This is a genomic window from Streptomyces sp. NPDC054796 (genome assembly GCF_053611545.1).
The window spans coordinates 117,149-133,601 of record NZ_JBSHAO010000007.1; the positions used below are offsets into that span (position 1 = coordinate 117,149).

Consider the following 16,453-nt stretch of genomic DNA (forward strand, 5'->3'; position numbering starts at 1 on the left):
TACGCGGCGACGAGGGGCGAGGGCGAGGGGCGAGGGCGAGGCGTGGACGAGAGGCACGGCCGGGCCCGTGGAACGGTGAGGTCCGGTCGAAGCGCTCAGCGTGCCAGAAGAGAAGTCGGGGGTGAAGGCCCTGCTCACCAGGCGATATGTGGGGTACGTGGGATACGTGCGATACGTGGACGTGCGGGCTCGACCCGCCCCGCCCTCGCCTCGCGTTCGCCGCTCACTCGTCCAGCAAGCCCGTGAGCGCGCCCACCGGATCGTCGTCGGCGGGACCTTCTGGCCACCAGTCGTCGCGGGCCGGTTCGCTGCGGTACGGGTACCAGCGGCCGTCTCTCCCGTAGCGGAGCTGGAACGTGCCCGTGGGGTCGGTGAGGTGGTTGCGGCGGATGGTCATACGGGGCAGGTCAGCGGCCGACAGCGCCCCGCGCGCACGGTCGAAGCCACCGGCGGGCGGGTCCCACGCGTCCTCCAGCACCGCCAGGCCCGCCGCGCCGCCCTGCCGCCAGGCCGCAGCCGCACGCGCGAGGTCCTGCGCGGTGTGCCCCGTGGCGCGGGCGAGTTCCGCGAAGAGAGGGGAGAAGGTGCGGCGGCCGGTGAGGTGGGGGTGGGTCGCCGCCAGCCGGACCGCGTCGTGCCAGGGGGACAGCCGTGCGAAGGGGTCCGGGGGCGGCGGCGCGTCCACTGACCCGTCGTCACCGGGCCCGACGTCCGCCCCGGCCGACCCGGGCGTCCCCGCCGCCCTGACCGTCCCCGCGAGGAAGGCGTGGGCGCGGGCCGCCGCGTCCGTGGCCAGGAATTCGAGCGCGGCCGGTTCCGGCACATCAACGGCACCGGCGACACCGACGGCACCGGCGGCACCGGAGCCCTCGGGCACATCGGCGGCACCCGCGGCATCGGAAGCGTCGGGGAACAGGGGCGGCTGGCCCGGCGCCTCGGGAACCGGAAGCGGGTCGGGCAGCGGCGGGCGGACCGCCGTCGCGAACGCCTCGCGGGCGCCGACGCCCTCCGCATGCGAGGACGACGGCGGCGCGCCGGCGGCGCGCGCCGTGTTGCGGCGGGCCAGTTCGTCGAGGAGTTCGCTCTCCTCGCGGCCACGCATCAGCAGCAGGACGAAGGGGTCGGCGTCCAGGAAGTGCGCGGCGCGGTAGCAGAGCGCGGCGGCGTGCTTGCAGGGGTGGCCCCGGTCGGGGCACGAGCAGCGCCAGTCCAGTTCCCTGGCGTCGGGAAGCAGCCGCACGCCCGCCTCCTCGGCCGCGGTCACCAGATCGCGGGGCATGTCCTTCGCGAGGAGCGCCGCGATACGGGCGGGCCGGGCGGCGACCGCGTCGAGCAGGGCGTCCCATTCGGCGTCGCCGAACGTGCGGAGCCGGACCTCGGCGCGGTAGGGGCGCGAACGGCTGCCGTGCACCTGGGCCACGATCCGGCCGGGCGTGACCGTGATCGCGTCGACGTTTCCGCCGCGCGCGTACGTACGTCCCCGCGAGAGGCGGCCGGGGTCGATGGAGGAGCCCTCCTCCATCGCCCGCACCCAGGCGTTCCCCCACCACGACCGGGCGAACGGGCCGCGGCTGCCGGGATCCGGCGCGAGAGTCCGCGACGGGGACGAGCGCGAGGGCCGGGGCGGGGGCGGGGAAGCCGACGAGCGCGGGGCGGAGGCCGGGGGCAGGGAGCCGTCTCTCATCATGTCCTCCGCAGCGAGACGAGATCGGCGAGTTCCGCGTCGGTCAGCTCGGTCAGCGCGGCCTCGCCGCCACCGCCCAGCACGGCGTCCGCCAACTCCCGCTTCGCCTCCAGCAGTTGGCTCACCTTGTCCTCGACGGACCCCTCGCTGACCAGCCGGTGCACCTGTACGGGCTGGGTCTGCCCGATGCGGTACGCGCGGTCCGTGGCCTGTTCCTCGACGGCCGGGTTCCACCAGCGGTCGTAGTGGATCACGTGCCCGGCACGGGTGAGGTTGAGGCCCGTGCCCGCCGCCTTGAGGGAGAGGAGGAAGACGGGCACCTCGCCCGCCTGGAACGCGTCGACCATCTGCTCGCGCCGCGCGACGGGCGTGCCGCCGTGCAGCAGTTGGGCCGGAATGCCGCGGTCCGCGAGGTGCGTGGCCAGCAGGCGCGCCATCTCCACGTACTGCGTGAAGACGAGGACGGCGCCATCCTCGGCGAGGATCGTGTCGAGCAGTTCGTCGAGGAGTTCCAGCTTCCCCGAGCGCGCGGTGGCGCCGGGGGCCGCTTCCCGCAGGTACTGCGCCGGGTGGTTGCAGATCTGCTTGAGCGAGGTGAGCAGCTTCATGACCAGGCCGCGCCGGGCCATGCCCTCCGCTTCCTCGATGCGGGCGAGCGTCTCGCGCACGGCGGCCTCGTAGAGCGCGGCCTGTTCGCGGCCGAGCGCGACGGGGTGGTCGGTGACGGTCTTGGGCGGCAGCTCGGGCGCGACGCCGGGGTCCGACTTCTTGCGCCGCAGCAGGAACGGCCGCACCAGCCGGGCCAGCCGCGCCGTCGCGTCGGGGTCCTCGCCGCCCTCGACGGCGCGCGCGTGCCGCGCGCGGAACGTCGTCAGCGGGCCGAGCAGCCCCGGCGTCGTCCAGTCGAGCAGGGCCCACAGCTCGGAGAGGTTGTTCTCGACGGGCGTCCCGGTGAGGGCGACCCGCGCCGGCGCCTTGACCGTCCGCAGTGCCCTGGCCGTCGCCGACCGGGGGTTCTTGACGTGCTGGGCCTCGTCGGCGACGACCATGCCCCAGTCGTGCGCGGCGAGTTGCGCTGCGCTGGTGCGGAGGGTGCCGTACGTGGTGAGGACGAAGCCGGGTTCCTCCGTACCGGAACCCTCGCCCGTTCTGGCTCCGGTTCCGGTTCCGGTTCCGGCCAGCCCTTCCAGGGAGCGCTCGGGCCCATGGAAGCGCCGCACGGGCACGCCGGGCGCGAAGCGTTCGATCTCGCGCTGCCAGTTGCCGAGCAGCGAGGCGGGGCAGACGACGAGGGTCGCGGCACCCGCCCCCTCACGGGCCTGCCCCCGATCCCGTTGATCCCGTCGCGCCTGGGCCCGTCGCAGATGCAGCGCGATGAGAGTGACGGTCTTGCCCAGGCCCATGTCGTCCGCGAGGCAGGCGCCCAGCCCGGCCGAGGTCATCAGGTCCAGCCACGCCAGACCGCGCAGTTGGTAGTCGCGCAGCGTGGCACGCAGCCCCTCGGGCGCCGCGACGGGTCCCGGCTCGGCCGTCAGCCGCTCGCGGAGCCGCGCGACCGCGCCGACCGGCACCGCCTCGACGCGCTCCCCGTCCACCTCGGCCTCGCCTGTCAGCACGACCGCCAGCGCGTCGGCCGGGTCCAGCAGGCCGAGGTCGCGCTTGCGCGCCTTGCGCACGAGCGCGGGATCGACGAGCACCCACTCGTCCCGCAGCCGCACGACAGGCCGGTGCGCCTCGGCGAGCGCGTCCATCTCCTCCTCCGTCAGCGGCTCGCCGCCGAGCGCGAGCTGCCAGCGGAACTGGAGGAGTTCGTCGGTGTCGAAGAAGCCAAAGCCGTCGGCCGCCGAGCCGGGCGCCGGGCTCCGTACGACGGCCGTGGCCGTCAGCTCCCGCGCCAGCTCACGCGGCCAGTGCACCTGGACCCCGGCCGCGCCCAGCCTCGCCGCTGCCCGGCCCAGCAGGTCGTACACCTCGTCGCCTGTCAGCGGCAGTACGTCGGGGACCGGCCGGTCCAGCAGTCGCGCCAGCGGGGACCATACGCGGGCCGCGCGGCGCAGCGTCAGCAGCGTCTCGACCCGCGCGCGGGAGCCGAAGCGCTCGGCCGTCTCCTCGTCGGCCCACAGTTGGGCCGTGTCGGCGACGAGCGTCGGATCGGCGAGGCTGTGCACCTGCACGACGGCAGCGGCGCCCGAGTGCGACTCGTCCGCGCCGCCCGCCCCCGCGGGGGCCGAGGGGTCGGAGGAGCCGGAGGGATCGGAGGGGGCGCGGGGTTCCGGTGCCGCGCCGCCGTCGAAGAGATCGCGTGCGGAGAGGTCCAGGCGCAGCGAGATCCGTACGCCCGCGTCGGCACCCGCCGCGATCTCCGCGGCCCACTCGCGTGCGCGGGGCAGCCGCTGCGGCGCGTGCGCGGCGAAGGGCGCGCCGACGGCGGCGGGCCCTGCGGGCGTACGGGGCAGGGTGTCGGCGACGGCGTCGAGCAGCGCCCGTACGAGCGCCTCCGGCGCGGGCAGTCGCGGCGGACCCGTGGCCGCCGCTTCCCGCGAGGAGCGTGGGCCGCCGGGGAAGGCGGCGTGCGGCAGCGGCACGGCGTGGGCCTCGGCGGGCATGGCCGCGGCGACGGCCCGCAGATACGCGATGTCGTCGCTCTCCAGCGGACCGGCCCGCCAGGCGTCGGCGTCCCCGCCCGTCAGACCGGGCAGCAGCCGACCCCGCGCCACCAGATGCAGCGCGTGCAGGGCCGCCGCTCCCCAGGCAGCGGCGGCCGGATGCGCGACGGGGCGCGCGGGCGTGGGCGCGAGCCGGGCCCGTACGAGGAGGGGTACGGCGTCGGCGACGGGCAGCAGGAGCGCGGGCACGGTCACGGCACGTACCCCGTCCGCCCCCGCCCCGTCGCCCTCCCGGCCCCTGTCGTCCTCCCCGGTCTCCGGTGTCCGTGCGACGACGGTGAGGTCGGACCGCTCGCCCCCGGCGTGGTCGGGAGGCGGCGTGCCGTCCGGGCTCCAGAAGGCGAACCGGCCCTCGCGCGGCGGGTCGCCCGGCAGGAAGGCCACCGCACAGCGCGTGAGCACGTCACTCGCGGGCCGCTCATCCCCCGGCCCCGACGTACGCACCGTCACCGTTCCCTCACGCCTCACGCCTTACGTCTTGCGTCTTACGTTCCGCCCGTGCTCGCCCGGCCCCGTTCCGGGTTCCGGTTCCCGAGTCTACGGACCCGGCGCACCGTTCTGACGTGCGCGGATGAGCAGGGCGGGGCAAGAGCAGAGGCGGGGCGTGGGGGGCTCAGCCCAAGTTGATGCCGCCCTGGATGTCGCGGGCCATGATGACGTTGCCGCTGATCTTGGCGTTGCCCGAGATGGTGTTGTGCACCTCGGCCCTGTCCACCTGGATCGAGGCGCGATGTGCCTCCGCCCAGCGGATGAGGTCCGCCGCGAACGCCCCGTCGTCCCGTGCGCGGTCGGCGATGTGCCCGACGAGGACGCGGACGGCGTCCTCGTTCGAGGGGTCGACGGAGGCGGGGTCCGGCCCGTCCGGTGCGGGCGTGCGCCCGTCGCGGCGCACGAGGGAGACGAGGGACTGCCAGGCGCTCTGTCCCGCGGCGGTGGCGGCGCCACCAGCGGCGGCGGAGGCGAGGGTGACGGCGGCGTCGATGTCCATCCCCTCACCGTATGCGCCCCGGCCCGCGCCCGGCAGTCGATCGCTCCTTCTCGGCCGCCCCGCTGGCTTTCCTCCCGTGACGGGGTACGCGTCATGCATGGGCACGGGCATGGGCGAACGACCGTTGCTGCTGCTGGACGTCGACGGGCCGCTGAACCCCTTCGCCGCACGGTGGCGATTACGGCCCCGCGGCTACACCACCCACCGCTTCCGCCCCACCGGATGGCTGGAACGGCACCCTTCCGTGCCGGGCAGGAAGGCGGCCACGCTGCGGGTGTGGCTGAAGGCCGAGCACGGGGGGCTGCTGGCGGGACTGCCGTGCGAACTGGTGTGGGCCACCGCCTGGACGCACGACGCGAACGAGTGCATAAGCCCCGTGCTGGGGTTGCCCGAGCTGCCCGTGATCGAGTGGCCCAGGATGTTCCGCGCCGAGGAGCCCGGCCTGCTGCTCTGGAAGGCGCGGCCCATCGTGGAGTGGGCGGCCGGGCGGCCCTTCGCCTGGGTGGACGACCGGATCACGGAGCGGGAGAGGCAGTTCGTGGCCGCCACCCACAAGGGCCCCGCGCTGCTGCACCACGTCGACGCGCGGCACGGGCTGCGCGACGCGGACTTCGCGGCACTCGCACGGTGGGCACGGGAGACATCCGGCCGGTGATCCCGCCACCGCTCACCCGCTGACCCGCTCTCCCGCCCACCCACTCGCCCGCACACCCGCTCTCGCCCGGGTACTCAGAAGAGCCAGGTGAGATAGAGACTCACGGCGACCCCCGCGACACCGCCGAGACAGAGGTACTTCGCGGCCACCGCCGACCGCGTCCCGCGTATCCGCTCGGTGACGGCCGACTCCTGGCCGCGCCGCGGGAAGATCCCGCTCGCGACGAAGACGACACCGATCCCCGCGGCGATCCAGCCGGCGAAGAAGAGGGTGTTCCAGCGCCAGGTCTCACCGAAGCCCGTGGCCAGATAACCCCTGGCGGTCTGCTGCGCCTCCACCGTGTCGCCTCGCGCGAGGTCGCGCGTCAGCGTCGCCTCGCGGTCCGGCGCCGATCCGTCCGCCGGCCGGAAGACGCCGGAGCAGATGGTCTTGTCACTGCTGTGCCGCCGCCCCTGCTCGACCCAGCAGTTCTCGACGGTGAGCGTGCCGTGGCGGCCCGCGAGGCCCGCGGCGTGGGCGGCGTTGTAGACGGAGACGCCCGCGCAGACGAGGGCCACCAGCAGCAGGAACCCGCCCAGCGCGCGCCCCTTCCAGCTCGGGGACGGCGCATGCGCGGAGAGGCCGTGCCGCCCCGGACCGAGGTCACCGGCCCCGGCCCCGAACCCGGGTGCTCCGGCCCGCGCCGTGCCCTGTCCCCGTACCCACGCGGCCATGAACGGCCCTCCCCCGTTGCTCTGACGTGTCACCTCACCGCACGTCACCGCGCGCGGATGCCCGTAGGTGCCCGTACGTTCCGGGCCGCCCGCACATACGTGTGGGTACGGCCCAGCCGGACACCCTAGCGGCATCACGACGTGGCCGTACCCACGGCCGTACACGGAAGGATCAGAGGGAGCAGAGGGATCGGAGGAACAGGAGCCCGGACAGGGGGGCCGGCGTTCAGCCCGCCGCGCGGGGCGGGTCGAAGTTCGCCGCCTCGATGAAGTCGGGCCGCGGATCGAGCGCGGCGGCCAGCCGGAAGTGACGGCGTGCCTCGTCCCCACGGGACGCGCGCTGCAACGTACGGCCGAGTGCGAAGTGCGCGAACGCGTTGTCGGGCTCGCGCTCCAGCACGGTCTGGAACTCCATCTCCGCCGAGCGCAGTTGCGCGCCCAGGAAGAACGCGCGGGCGCGCAGCAGCCGCGCGGCCGTGTTCTCAGGATGGGCCGAGATGACCGAGTCGAGCAGCTTCACCGCACCGCGTGGGTCACGCGCCTCGATGAGATGCTCCGCCGCTCGGAACTCGATGACATGGGTCTCGGGCGTGGCCTCGGGCACGGGCTGCCTCCTCACCGCGGTGCCGCACGACGCGCTTGCCGCGCGTGCGTGTCCAGGGGAACCGTCTCTTCCGACGGTTCGACGAGCCTGTTGACGGACACCACAACACACCGCTGTCGGCGACTATTCCCCGTCACCATGCCGTCTCACACGTGCCACCGGCGATCTCGCACGCGGCCCGTGCCCGGCCCGCACGCCGCGCGGTCAGACCCGCAGCCCCTCCCACACCTTCCGGACCTGCGGTTCCAGGTTCTCCAGCGCGCCGTCGTTGTCGATCACGATGTCGGCCACCGCGAGCCGCTCCTCGCGGGTCGCCTGGGCCGCCATGCGGGCCCGTGCCTCCGACTCCTCCATGCCGCGCAGCCGCACCAGCCGGTCCAACTGGGTCTCGGGCGAGGCGTCGACGACCACGACCCGGTCGTAGAGCGGCGCGAGGCCGTTCTCCGCGAGCAGCGGAACGTCGTGGACGACGACCGCTTCCTCGCCCGCAGCGCGCTCCAGTTCGGCGGAGCGCGCGCCGACGAGGGGGTGGACGATGGCGTTCAGCGCGGCCAGCCGCTCGGTGTCACCGAAGACGATGGAGCCGAGTTTGGGGCGGTCCAGGCTGCCGTCCGGAGCGAGGACGTCCGTCCCGAACTCCGCGACCACCTCCGCCAGTCCCGGCGTGCCCGGCTCCACGACCTCGCGCGCGATCCTGTCCGCGTCGACGATCACCGCTCCGTACGACGCGAACAGCCGCGAGACCTCGCTCTTGCCCGCGCCGATCCCGCCCGTCAGTCCGACCTTGACCATGCCCATGCGCGCCACGCTATACGGTGCGGGCCCGCTGACCGGCCACGAGGCCGCCATTACGCGCCCGCGCCCGCCATGGCGCGTGCGCCGTGCGCCTCGCGCCGTCACGCCCGCCCGGCCTCCCCCGCGCCCCGCATGCACCGCGCGTCAGGCACCCCGGCTACCGCCCGCCGTCGGACCCGTCCCCGCCGCGCCCCTCACCGGGACCGCCACCCGTGCCGCCCGCGCCGCCGCCCTCCTCCTCGCGCTCCGCGAGGAAGCGCTCGAAGACGGCGCCGAGTTCCTCGGCCGAGGGCAGCTCGGCGGGCTCGGCCACCAGGCTGCCGCGCGTCTCGGCACCGGCCAGCGCGTCGTACTGCTGCTCCAGGCCGCGCACCACCGACACCAGTTCCTCGTCACCCTCGGCGAGCTGCCGCTCGATCTCGTTCTGCGTCCTGAGCGCCTCGCTGCGCAGCGCGTGGGCGACCTCGGGCAGCACCAGCCCGGTGGCCGAGGTGATCGCCTCGATGACGACGAGCGCGGCGTCCGGATACGTGGAGCGCGCGATGTAGTGCGGGACGTGCGCGACCACGCCGAGCACATCGTGCCCGGACTCCGCGAGCCGCAGCTCGACCAGCGCCGCCGCGCTGCCCGGCACCTGCGCCTCGTCGAAGACGTCCCGCTGGCCCGCGACGAGATCCGTGCGGTTGCCGTGCGGGGTGATGCCGACGGGGCGGGTGTGGGGGACGCCCATGGGGATGCCGTGGAAGTTGACGGAGAGACGGACGCCGAGGCGCTCCACCACCTCGCGCACCGCCGCCGTGAACCGCTCCCACTCGACGTCGGGTTCGGGCCCCGACAGCAGCAGGAACGGGGAGCCCGTGGCGTCCCGTACAAGGCGCAGGTCCAGACGTGGGGTGTCGTAGGAGACCCACTGATTCCGCCGGAAGGTCATCATCGGGCGCCTGGCCCGGTAATCGATGAGCCTGTCGACGTCGAAGCGCGCGACCGTGACGTAGGGCTGGCTGTCGAGCAGCCGCTCCACGATCTGGTCGCCGGTGTCACCCGCGTCGATGAAGCCCTCGAAGTGGTAGAGCATCACCAGCCCGGCCCCATCGGGCTCGTCCACGATCGCGTCGACCGCCGCGAGTCCGCTCGCGTCCCAGGTGTACATGCTCTGCGCACTGTGCGGTTCCAGCACTGCTGCCGCCCCTCCTCGTCGCTTACCCCCGGCATAACGTCCGCCGCCGCCCGCGCATTCCGGCCGTCGCCCTCTGTGAACGTACGGCATCGGACCGACAGCCGCGGAATCGGCCGACGGGCGGCGACCGCGAGACCACGGCCGGGCCGGAAACAGCCGTGAGGCCCGCTCCCCGGAGGGAACGGGCCTCACTTGGCCATGCTGCTGTCTGTCGGTCCAGGTTCAGGCTCCGACGCTCACGCCTCGGCCCTCACCCGCCGCTCGTCCAGCGCGGTGAGCACTCGGCTCGGCCTCAGCTCTGGCCGCCCGCGAGCTTCTCGCGGAGCGCCGCCAGGGCCTCGTCCGAGGCGAGGGCGCCGCCGTCGTCGCTCGACTCCGAGGAGTACGAGCCGCCGCCGCCCTGGCCACCGCCGCTGCCGCCCTGGCCGCCGCCCGGCTGCGCCGGAGCGCCACCGGTGGCACCCTCGGCCGCGGCCTGCTCGTCGGCCTCGCGGGACTTGATGACCTGCGCCTGGTGCTGCTCGAAGCGGTTCTGCGCCTCGGCGTACTGGCGCTCCCACTCCTCGCGCTGCTTCTCGTACCCCTCCAGCCAGTCGTTGGCCTCGGGGTCGAAGCCCTCGGGGTAGATGTAGTTGCCCTGGTCGTCGTACGACGCGGCCATGCCGTAGAGCGTCGGGTCGAACTCGACCGCGGTCGGGTCGGCGCCGAAGGACTCGTTGGCCTGCTTCAGCGAGAGGCTGATGCGGCGGCGCTCGAGGTCGATGTCGATGACCTTGACGAAGATCTCGTCGTTGACCTGGACGACCTGCTCCGGGATCTCCACGTGGCGCTCGGCCAGCTCGGAGATGTGGACCAGACCCTCGATGCCCTCGTCCACGCGGACGAACGCGCCGAACGGCACGAGCTTCGTGACCTTGCCGGGCACGACCTGGCCGATCTGGTGGGTCCGGGCGAACTGCTGCCACGGGTCTTCCTGGGTCGCCTTGAGCGACAGGGACACGCGCTCGCGGTCCATGTCGACGTCCAGGACCTCGACCGTGACCTCCTGGCCGACCTCGACGACCTCGGAGGGGTGGTCGATGTGCTTCCAGGACAGCTCGGAGACGTGGACGAGTCCGTCCACGCCGCCCAGGTCCACGAAGGCGCCGAAGTTGACGATGGAGGAGACGACGCCGGAGCGCACCTGGCCCTTCTGGAGGGTGGTGAGGAAGGTCTGGCGGACCTCGCTCTGCGTCTGCTCCAGCCAGGCACGGCGGGACAGGACCACGTTGTTGCGGTTCTTGTCCAGCTCGATGATCTTGGCCTCGAGCTCCTTGCCGACGTACGGCTGGAGGTCGCGGACACGGCGCATCTCGACCAGGGAAGCCGGGAGGAAGCCACGGAGGCCGATGTCGAGGATGAGACCACCCTTGACGACCTCGATGACCGTACCGGTGACGATGCCGTCCTCTTCCTTGATCTTCTCGATGGTGCCCCAGGCACGCTCGTACTGAGCGCGCTTCTTCGAGAGGATCAGGCGGCCTTCCTTGTCCTCCTTCTGGAGGACAAGGGCCTCGATCTCGTCACCGACGGCGACAACCTCATTGGGGTCGACGTCGTGCTTGATCGACAGCTCTCGGGAAGGAATGACACCTTCGGTCTTGTAACCGATGTCGAGCAGGACCTCGTCCCGGTCGACCTTCACGATGACGCCGTCGACGATGTCGCCGTCGTTGAAGTACTTGATCGTCTCGTCGATCGCGGCGAGGAATTCTTCCTCGGAACCGATGTCGTTAACCGCAACCTGCGGGGTGGTGGCGGTGGTCTCGGTGCTGCTCGTCATGTGGGAAAAGGTCTCCGGTACGGACAGTGAGTCGTAGGTACTGCTACGCCGCGAGCCCGTTCCATCGCACCTACATGCAAGCCAGCCGGACACGGCCTTGAAAGCCACTTACCCGAGGGGACATCCACCAGATGCGAGCGCGACCTGCTCCGTCCGAGGCGCGCAGGCCCGCAGCGCAACTTGTAGCATACGGGGGCTGCTGGGCATGGTCAATGCGCGAAAGAGCACACCTGGGATGGAACCTCCCATACCCGGCAGAGTCCGCCCCGGACGGCACGCGCGGCGGGTGCAGCGCGGCCACGCGGCCACCTCGTCGCCACAAGCTTCACCAGCGAGGATACGGGTCGTGGCGCGATACTGACAGCCCCGGGGACGGCCCGGGGCGTCCGGCCGTGACCGACGGGCCGGGCAGGAGCGTCCCGTACGACACCGCGAGGTAATCCCCAGTGCCCCACAAGCACGATCCCGCACCCTTCACACCTTCTTCACCTTCCACGCCCGCCGACCCCACTCCCGCCTCGTCCGTCGACGAGGAAGCGGAGGCCGTGCGGCGCGCGGCCGGGGACGCGGAGAGCAGCCTCGCCAACCGCGGCTGGTGGAACCGCAACGCGGACGAGTACCAGAACGACCACGGCGACTTCCTCGGCGACGCCCGCTTCGTGTGGTGCCCCGAGGGGCTGGACGAGGAGGAGGCGGAGCTGCTGGGTCCGGCGTCCTCGCTGCGTGGCCTGGACGTGCTGGAGATCGGCGCGGGCGCCGCGCAGTGCTCGCGCTGGCTGGCGGCGCAGGGCGCGCGTCCCGTCGCGCTCGACCTCGCGCACCGGCAGCTCCAGCACGCGCTGCGGATCGGGGACGGCCTCGGCGGCGCTCTCCCCTTCCCCCTCGTGGAGGCCGACGCCAGGGCGCTGCCCTTCGCCGACGGGTCGTTCGACCTGGCCTGCTCGGCATTCGGCGCCGTCCCCTTCGTCGCGGACCCGGTGCGGGTGATGCGCGAGGTGCGCAGGGTGCTGCGTCCTGGCGGGCGCTGGGTGTTCTCGGTCACCCATCCCGTCCGGTGGGCCTTCGCCGACGAACCGGGGCCCGAGGGGCTCGCGGCGATCACCTCGTACTTCGACCGCACCCCGTACGTGGAACAGGACGACGCGGGCCGCGCCGTCTACGTCGAGCACCACAGGACGCTGGGCGACCGGGTGCGGGACGTGGTGGCCGGGGGCTTCCGGCTGGTGGACCTCGTCGAGCCCGAGTGGCCGGAGTGGAACCAGCAGGTCTGGGGCGGCTGGTCCCCGCTGCGCGGCGGGCTGCTGCCCGGCACGGCGATCTTCGTCTGCGAGCGCGACGACAGGGACGACGGCACAGCAGGGGGCGGCGGCTCGTGAGCGCCCGGACGCGCGCCGACGCGTGGGAGCGCCTGCCCGTGCGCGCCGCGCTGCCGGCGCTGCGGGAGGCGCTGGACGCGCGCGGGACCGCCGTGCTGCACGCGCCGCCCGGCACCGGCAAGACCACGCTGGTGCCGCTCGCGCTGGCCGGGCTGCTGGACGACGGTGCTCCGCCGCGGCGCGTGCTGGTCGCCGAGCCGCGCAGGATGGCGGCGCGCTCGGCCGCGCGGCGCATGGCGTGGCTGCTGGGCCAGCGCCCCGGCGAGGACGTCGGCTTCACGGTGCGCGGGGAGCGCAAGGTGGGGCGCCGCACGCGGGTCGAGGTCGTCACCACGGGGGTGCTGCTGCAACGGCTCCAGCGCGACCAGGAGCTGCCCGGGGTGGACGTCGTGCTGGTGGACGAGTGCCACGAGCGCCATCTGGACGCGGACACGGCGGTCGCGTTCCTCGTCGACGTACGCGCGACGCTGCGCCCCGAGCTGCGGCTGATCGCGGCCTCGGCGACGCAGGACAGCGCGTCCTGGGCGCGGCTTCTCACTGTCCAGGACGGTTCCGGTCCGGCGCCGGTCGTGCGGGGCGGGGGCGAGGGGCACGCCGTCGCGGTCCGCTACGTCCCGCCGCCCGCGCCCGTGCGCCCGGCCCACGGCACCTGGGTCGATCCCGCGCTGCTGCGGCACGTGGCGGCGACGGTGCGGCTGGCCCTGGACAGCGTGTCCGGGGGCGTGGGCGGGGGCGGGGGTCCCGACGGCGATGTGCTGTGCTTCCTGCCCGGGGTCGGCGAGATCGCGCGGGTGGCCGGGCTGCTGGGCGACGTGGACGCCGACGTGCTGCAACTGCACGGGAGGGCGCCCGCCGCGACACAGGACGCGGTGCTGCGGGGGCGCGGCCCCTCGGATACGTCGGATACATCGGATACATCGGATACGGAGGGCTCCGGGGCCGGGCGGCGGCGGGTGATCCTCGCGACGTCCGTCGCCGAGTCGAGCCTGACGGTGCCCGGCGTGCGCGCGGTCGTCGACTCGGGCCTGGCCCGCGAGCCCAGGACGGACCACGCCAGGGGACTGGGTTCGCTCGCGACGGTGCGGGTCTCGCTCGCCGCCTCGGCCCAGCGGGTGGGCCGGGCCGGGCGGGAGGCGCCCGGTGTGGCGTTCCGCTGCTGGGCGGAGGCGGAGGACGGGGGCCGTCCGCGCTGGCCGTCGCCGGAGATCACGGTCGCCGATCTGACGGCCTTCGCGCTCCAGGCCGCGTGCTGGGGCAGCCCCGACGCGGCGGACCTGGCGCTGCTCGACGCGCCTCCTGCCGGGGCGATGGCCGCGGCGCGCGAGGTGCTCGGCGCGATCGGCGCGGTGGGACCCGACGGACGGGTGACCGCCAGGGGCGCCCGCATGGCGCGGCTGGGCCTGCCGCCACGCCTGGCCAGGGCGCTGCTCGACGGCGCGGATCTGGTGGGCCGCGAGCGTGCGGCCGAGGCGGTGGCGCTGCTGAGCGAGGAGCCGCCGAGGGAGTACGGGGACGACGCGGCGGAGGCGCTGCGGGCCGCGCGGCGCGGGCACGACGCGTACGGGGCGCGCTGGCGCGCCGAGGTCGCCCGGCTGCGGGGCGCGCTGGAGAGCACGTCGTCCCTGGGGGCGTCCCCGGAGGCTTCCCCCGGGGAACGGCGGCGGGCCGGCAGCGGCTCCCTGGACGAGGCCGGTGCCGTGGGCGCTGTGGTGGCGCTCGCGTATTCGGAGCGGGTCGGGCGGGCGCGGGGCGCGGGCGCCTGTCTGATGGCCTCGGGCACGCGTGCCCGGTTGCGGGAGGGCTCGGCGCTGCGGGACGCGCCATGGCTGGCCGTGGCCGTCGCGGACCGCCCGGTGGGCGACGCCTTCGCGCGGGTGCGGCTGGCCGCCGCCGTCGACGAGGAGACGGCCCGTCGCGCGGCGGGCGCGCTCCACGGCGTACGGGAAGAGGTGCGCTGGGACGGCGCGCGCGGTGATGTGGTGGCCCGCGAGGTGGAGACGCTGGGCGCGATCGAGCTGTCCGCGCGCCCCCTCTCGTCGCCCGGTCCGGCGCGGGTGCGGGAAGCGGTGCTCGACGGGCTGCGCGCCGAAGGGCTCGGGCTGCTGCGCTGGTCGGAGGGCGCGAGGTCGCTGCGCGCCCGGCTGGCCTTCCTGCACAGGGAGCTGGGCGAGCCCTGGCCCGACGTGTCGGACGAGGCGCTGTTGGAGCGCGCCGGCGACTGGCTGGGGCAGGCGCGTTCACGCGCCGCGCTGGCCCGGATCGACGCCGCGCAGGTGCTGAAGGGGCTGCTGCCCTGGCGCGGTGGCGAGGCGGCGCGGCTGGACGAGCTGGCCCCTGAGCGCGTCGAGGTGCCGTCAGGGTCGCGGATACGCGTCGGCTACGACGGGGACCAGCCCGTACTGGCCGCGAAGTTGCAGGAGCTGTTCGGCTGGCGCGAGACGCCGCGGCTGGCGGGCGGGCGTGTGCCGTTGCTCGTCCATCTGCTGTCGCCCGCGGGGCGGCCCGCCGCCGTGACGGCGGACCTGGCCTCGTTCTGGCGCGAGGGCTACCACTCCGTACGGGCCGAGCTGCGCGGGCGCTACCCCAAGCACCCGTGGCCCGAGGATCCGACGACGGCGGAGCCGACGCGGCGTGTGTCGTCCCGTGCGGGGCGGGCGGGACGTGCGGGGCAGCCGGGGCGTGCGGGCGGGTCCGGCGCGGGCGGGAAGCGGGCGGGCGGCTGAGGCGTGCCGGGGCCGCTGCCCGGCCGGGCGGCGGCCCCGAGACCAGTCGGGGTCAGACCCCGGCGGGCTGGGGGTCGGGGTCCGGGTCGAGGGCCGCGGCGTCGTCGTCGGACGCCGGGCCCGAGGGGCGCCGGGAGCGCGCCTCCAGGAGCAGTGAGAGCGTGAGCAGTCCGCCGCCGAGGACGAGGAAGCCCCACGGCAGATAGGCGGTCAGCAGCAGCACGAGCTGGCGCTGGGAGCTGACGAGGTCGTAGGTGGCGTCGAGGTAGTCGGGGCGTATCTTCACGTGCCCGGCGAAGGCGGTCAGCGGCTCCTTGCCGGGCTTGCCCGTCCAGCGCATCTCCTCCTTGTGGATCTCCTCCCCGTTGACGGGGGCTCCGGTCGTCGGCTCGACCCAGAACATGCGCTTCGTGCTGTACCAGCGCTCCATCCCGGCCTGCTTGACGACCTCGGGGGTGGCGCCCATGGGGAGCTTCTTGGGGACCTTGACCTTCGTCCACGGGATGGTCTGCTCGAAGTAGTAGACCTCCAGACCGCGGAAGTTCCGGGTGCCCTTGTAGTGGATGGGCGCCGAGGTGCGGGTCTGGAAGTCGAAGTACTCGTAGTCCCGCTTCTCGGTGAGGAAGGGCCACTTGTACTCGACGCCCTCGCGCCTGACCGGGTCCCCGTCGACGTGCTCGCCCTTCGCGTGGACGGGCTCCTGGGTGTGGGCGTCGAAGATGTAGCGCTCGGGGATGCGGGAGACCATCTCGCCGTCGGGGTCGGCGACGTAGCTGAGGGTGTCCCAGACGACGACGTCGCGGCCCGTGCTGTCCTTGACCTTCTCGGCTTCCTTCACGTTGCCCTTGAGGGTCTGCACGATGCTGACCTTGTCGACCTTCTTGGGCCGCATCGTCGCGTAGTCGAGGAGGGTGGCGTTCTTCGCCTCCAGGACCATCTCCTGGTACTGGCTGGGCGGGATCTTCGCCAGGCGCGGGAACGCGTACCAGCGCATGAGCGGGGACAGCGCGGTGAAGAAGACCGCGAAGGCGAGAAGGACCAGACTGGCTCGGCGGCGCATGGCGTGACGGCCCTCCTGCTACGGGTGCCGGGGGACGGTGGTGTGCAGCGGCTTCGGTGAGGTCTCGCCGGGCGGGACGCCGACGGCCGTCATCGCGAGGATGAGGGCGACGGCGGCCACCAGACCGATCCCGGCCGCGACGAGGGCGCGCATGCTCGGTACCTCCCGCACGGAAGAACTGATACAGCGT

General features: G+C 74.0%; 13 protein-coding genes. 3 read left to right on the top strand and 10 right to left on the bottom strand.

Annotated features, from left to right (window positions below; genetic code table 11):
- Window positions 1–223: 223 nt before the first annotated feature.
- From ACWGJ2_RS08440 to ACWGJ2_RS08450, 3 genes are all read right to left on the bottom strand, one after another.
- Window positions 224–1,522, bottom strand: a complete 1,299-nt coding sequence (locus tag ACWGJ2_RS08440; protein WP_453345318.1) for an SWIM zinc finger family protein — start codon at window positions 1,520–1,522, stop codon at window positions 224–226.
- A gap of 161 nt (window positions 1,523–1,683) precedes the next feature.
- The gene (locus ACWGJ2_RS08445) at window positions 1,684–4,752 is read right to left on the bottom strand and encodes a DEAD/DEAH box helicase (RefSeq protein WP_453345319.1); all 3,069 of its coding nucleotides are present in this window, start codon (window positions 4,750–4,752) and stop codon (window positions 1,684–1,686) included.
- A gap of 211 nt (window positions 4,753–4,963) precedes the next feature.
- Window positions 4,964–5,338: a hypothetical protein gene (locus ACWGJ2_RS08450; protein ID WP_453345218.1), complete on the bottom strand. Its 375-nt coding sequence runs from the start codon at window positions 5,336–5,338 to the stop codon at window positions 4,964–4,966.
- Between the two features lie 109 nt (window positions 5,339–5,447).
- Between ACWGJ2_RS08450 and ACWGJ2_RS08455 the strand changes: the two genes are divergently transcribed.
- Entirely contained in the window at window positions 5,448–5,993 is a 546-nt protein-coding gene (locus ACWGJ2_RS08455) for a hypothetical protein (RefSeq protein ID WP_453345219.1), read from the top strand.
- A gap of 74 nt (window positions 5,994–6,067) precedes the next feature.
- Here ACWGJ2_RS08455 and ACWGJ2_RS08460 read toward each other — a convergent pair whose 3' ends face one another.
- From ACWGJ2_RS08460 to rpsA, 5 genes are all read right to left on the bottom strand, one after another.
- The gene (locus ACWGJ2_RS08460) at window positions 6,068–6,706 is read right to left on the bottom strand and encodes a hypothetical protein (RefSeq protein WP_453345220.1); all 639 of its coding nucleotides are present in this window, start codon (window positions 6,704–6,706) and stop codon (window positions 6,068–6,070) included.
- A gap of 226 nt (window positions 6,707–6,932) precedes the next feature.
- A complete protein-coding gene (locus ACWGJ2_RS08465) occupies window positions 6,933–7,310 on the bottom strand; it encodes a tetratricopeptide repeat protein (protein ID WP_453345221.1) in 378 nt (125 codons plus the stop codon).
- A gap of 204 nt (window positions 7,311–7,514) precedes the next feature.
- Window positions 7,515–8,102 (bottom strand): dephospho-CoA kinase, encoded by a 588-nt coding sequence (gene coaE, locus ACWGJ2_RS08470; protein WP_453345320.1) that lies wholly within the window; start codon window positions 8,100–8,102, stop codon window positions 7,515–7,517.
- A 160-nt stretch (window positions 8,103–8,262) separates the two neighbouring features.
- Entirely contained in the window at window positions 8,263–9,255 is a 993-nt protein-coding gene (locus ACWGJ2_RS08475; RefSeq protein ID WP_453345321.1) for a PAC2 family protein, read from the bottom strand.
- Window positions 9,256–9,574: 319 nt separating this feature from the next.
- Complete coding sequence (rpsA, locus tag ACWGJ2_RS08480; RefSeq protein WP_453345222.1) at window positions 9,575–11,104, bottom strand: 30S ribosomal protein S1; 1,530 nt, start codon at window positions 11,102–11,104, stop codon at window positions 9,575–9,577.
- Between the two features lie 545 nt (window positions 11,105–11,649).
- On the opposite strand from rpsA, the gene ACWGJ2_RS08485 reads away from it, so the two are divergent.
- Both ACWGJ2_RS08485 and hrpB read left to right on the top strand, forming a co-directional pair.
- Window positions 11,650–12,480, top strand: a complete 831-nt coding sequence (locus tag ACWGJ2_RS08485; protein WP_453345322.1) for a class I SAM-dependent methyltransferase — start codon at window positions 11,650–11,652, stop codon at window positions 12,478–12,480.
- Window positions 12,477–15,203, top strand: a complete 2,727-nt coding sequence (gene hrpB, locus ACWGJ2_RS08490) for an ATP-dependent helicase HrpB (RefSeq protein WP_453345223.1) — start codon at window positions 12,477–12,479, stop codon at window positions 15,201–15,203. Before ACWGJ2_RS08485 ends, hrpB begins: the two co-directional genes overlap by 4 nt.
- A gap of 52 nt (window positions 15,204–15,255) precedes the next feature.
- Here hrpB and ACWGJ2_RS08495 read toward each other — a convergent pair whose 3' ends face one another.
- Both ACWGJ2_RS08495 and ACWGJ2_RS08500 read right to left on the bottom strand, forming a co-directional pair.
- A complete protein-coding gene (locus tag ACWGJ2_RS08495; RefSeq protein WP_453345224.1) occupies window positions 15,256–16,263 on the bottom strand; it encodes a DUF3068 domain-containing protein in 1,008 nt (335 codons plus the stop codon).
- An 18-nt stretch (window positions 16,264–16,281) separates the two neighbouring features.
- A complete protein-coding gene (locus ACWGJ2_RS08500) occupies window positions 16,282–16,416 on the bottom strand; it encodes an SPW_0924 family protein (RefSeq protein WP_453345323.1) in 135 nt (44 codons plus the stop codon).
- Window positions 16,417–16,453 lie beyond the last annotated feature (37 nt).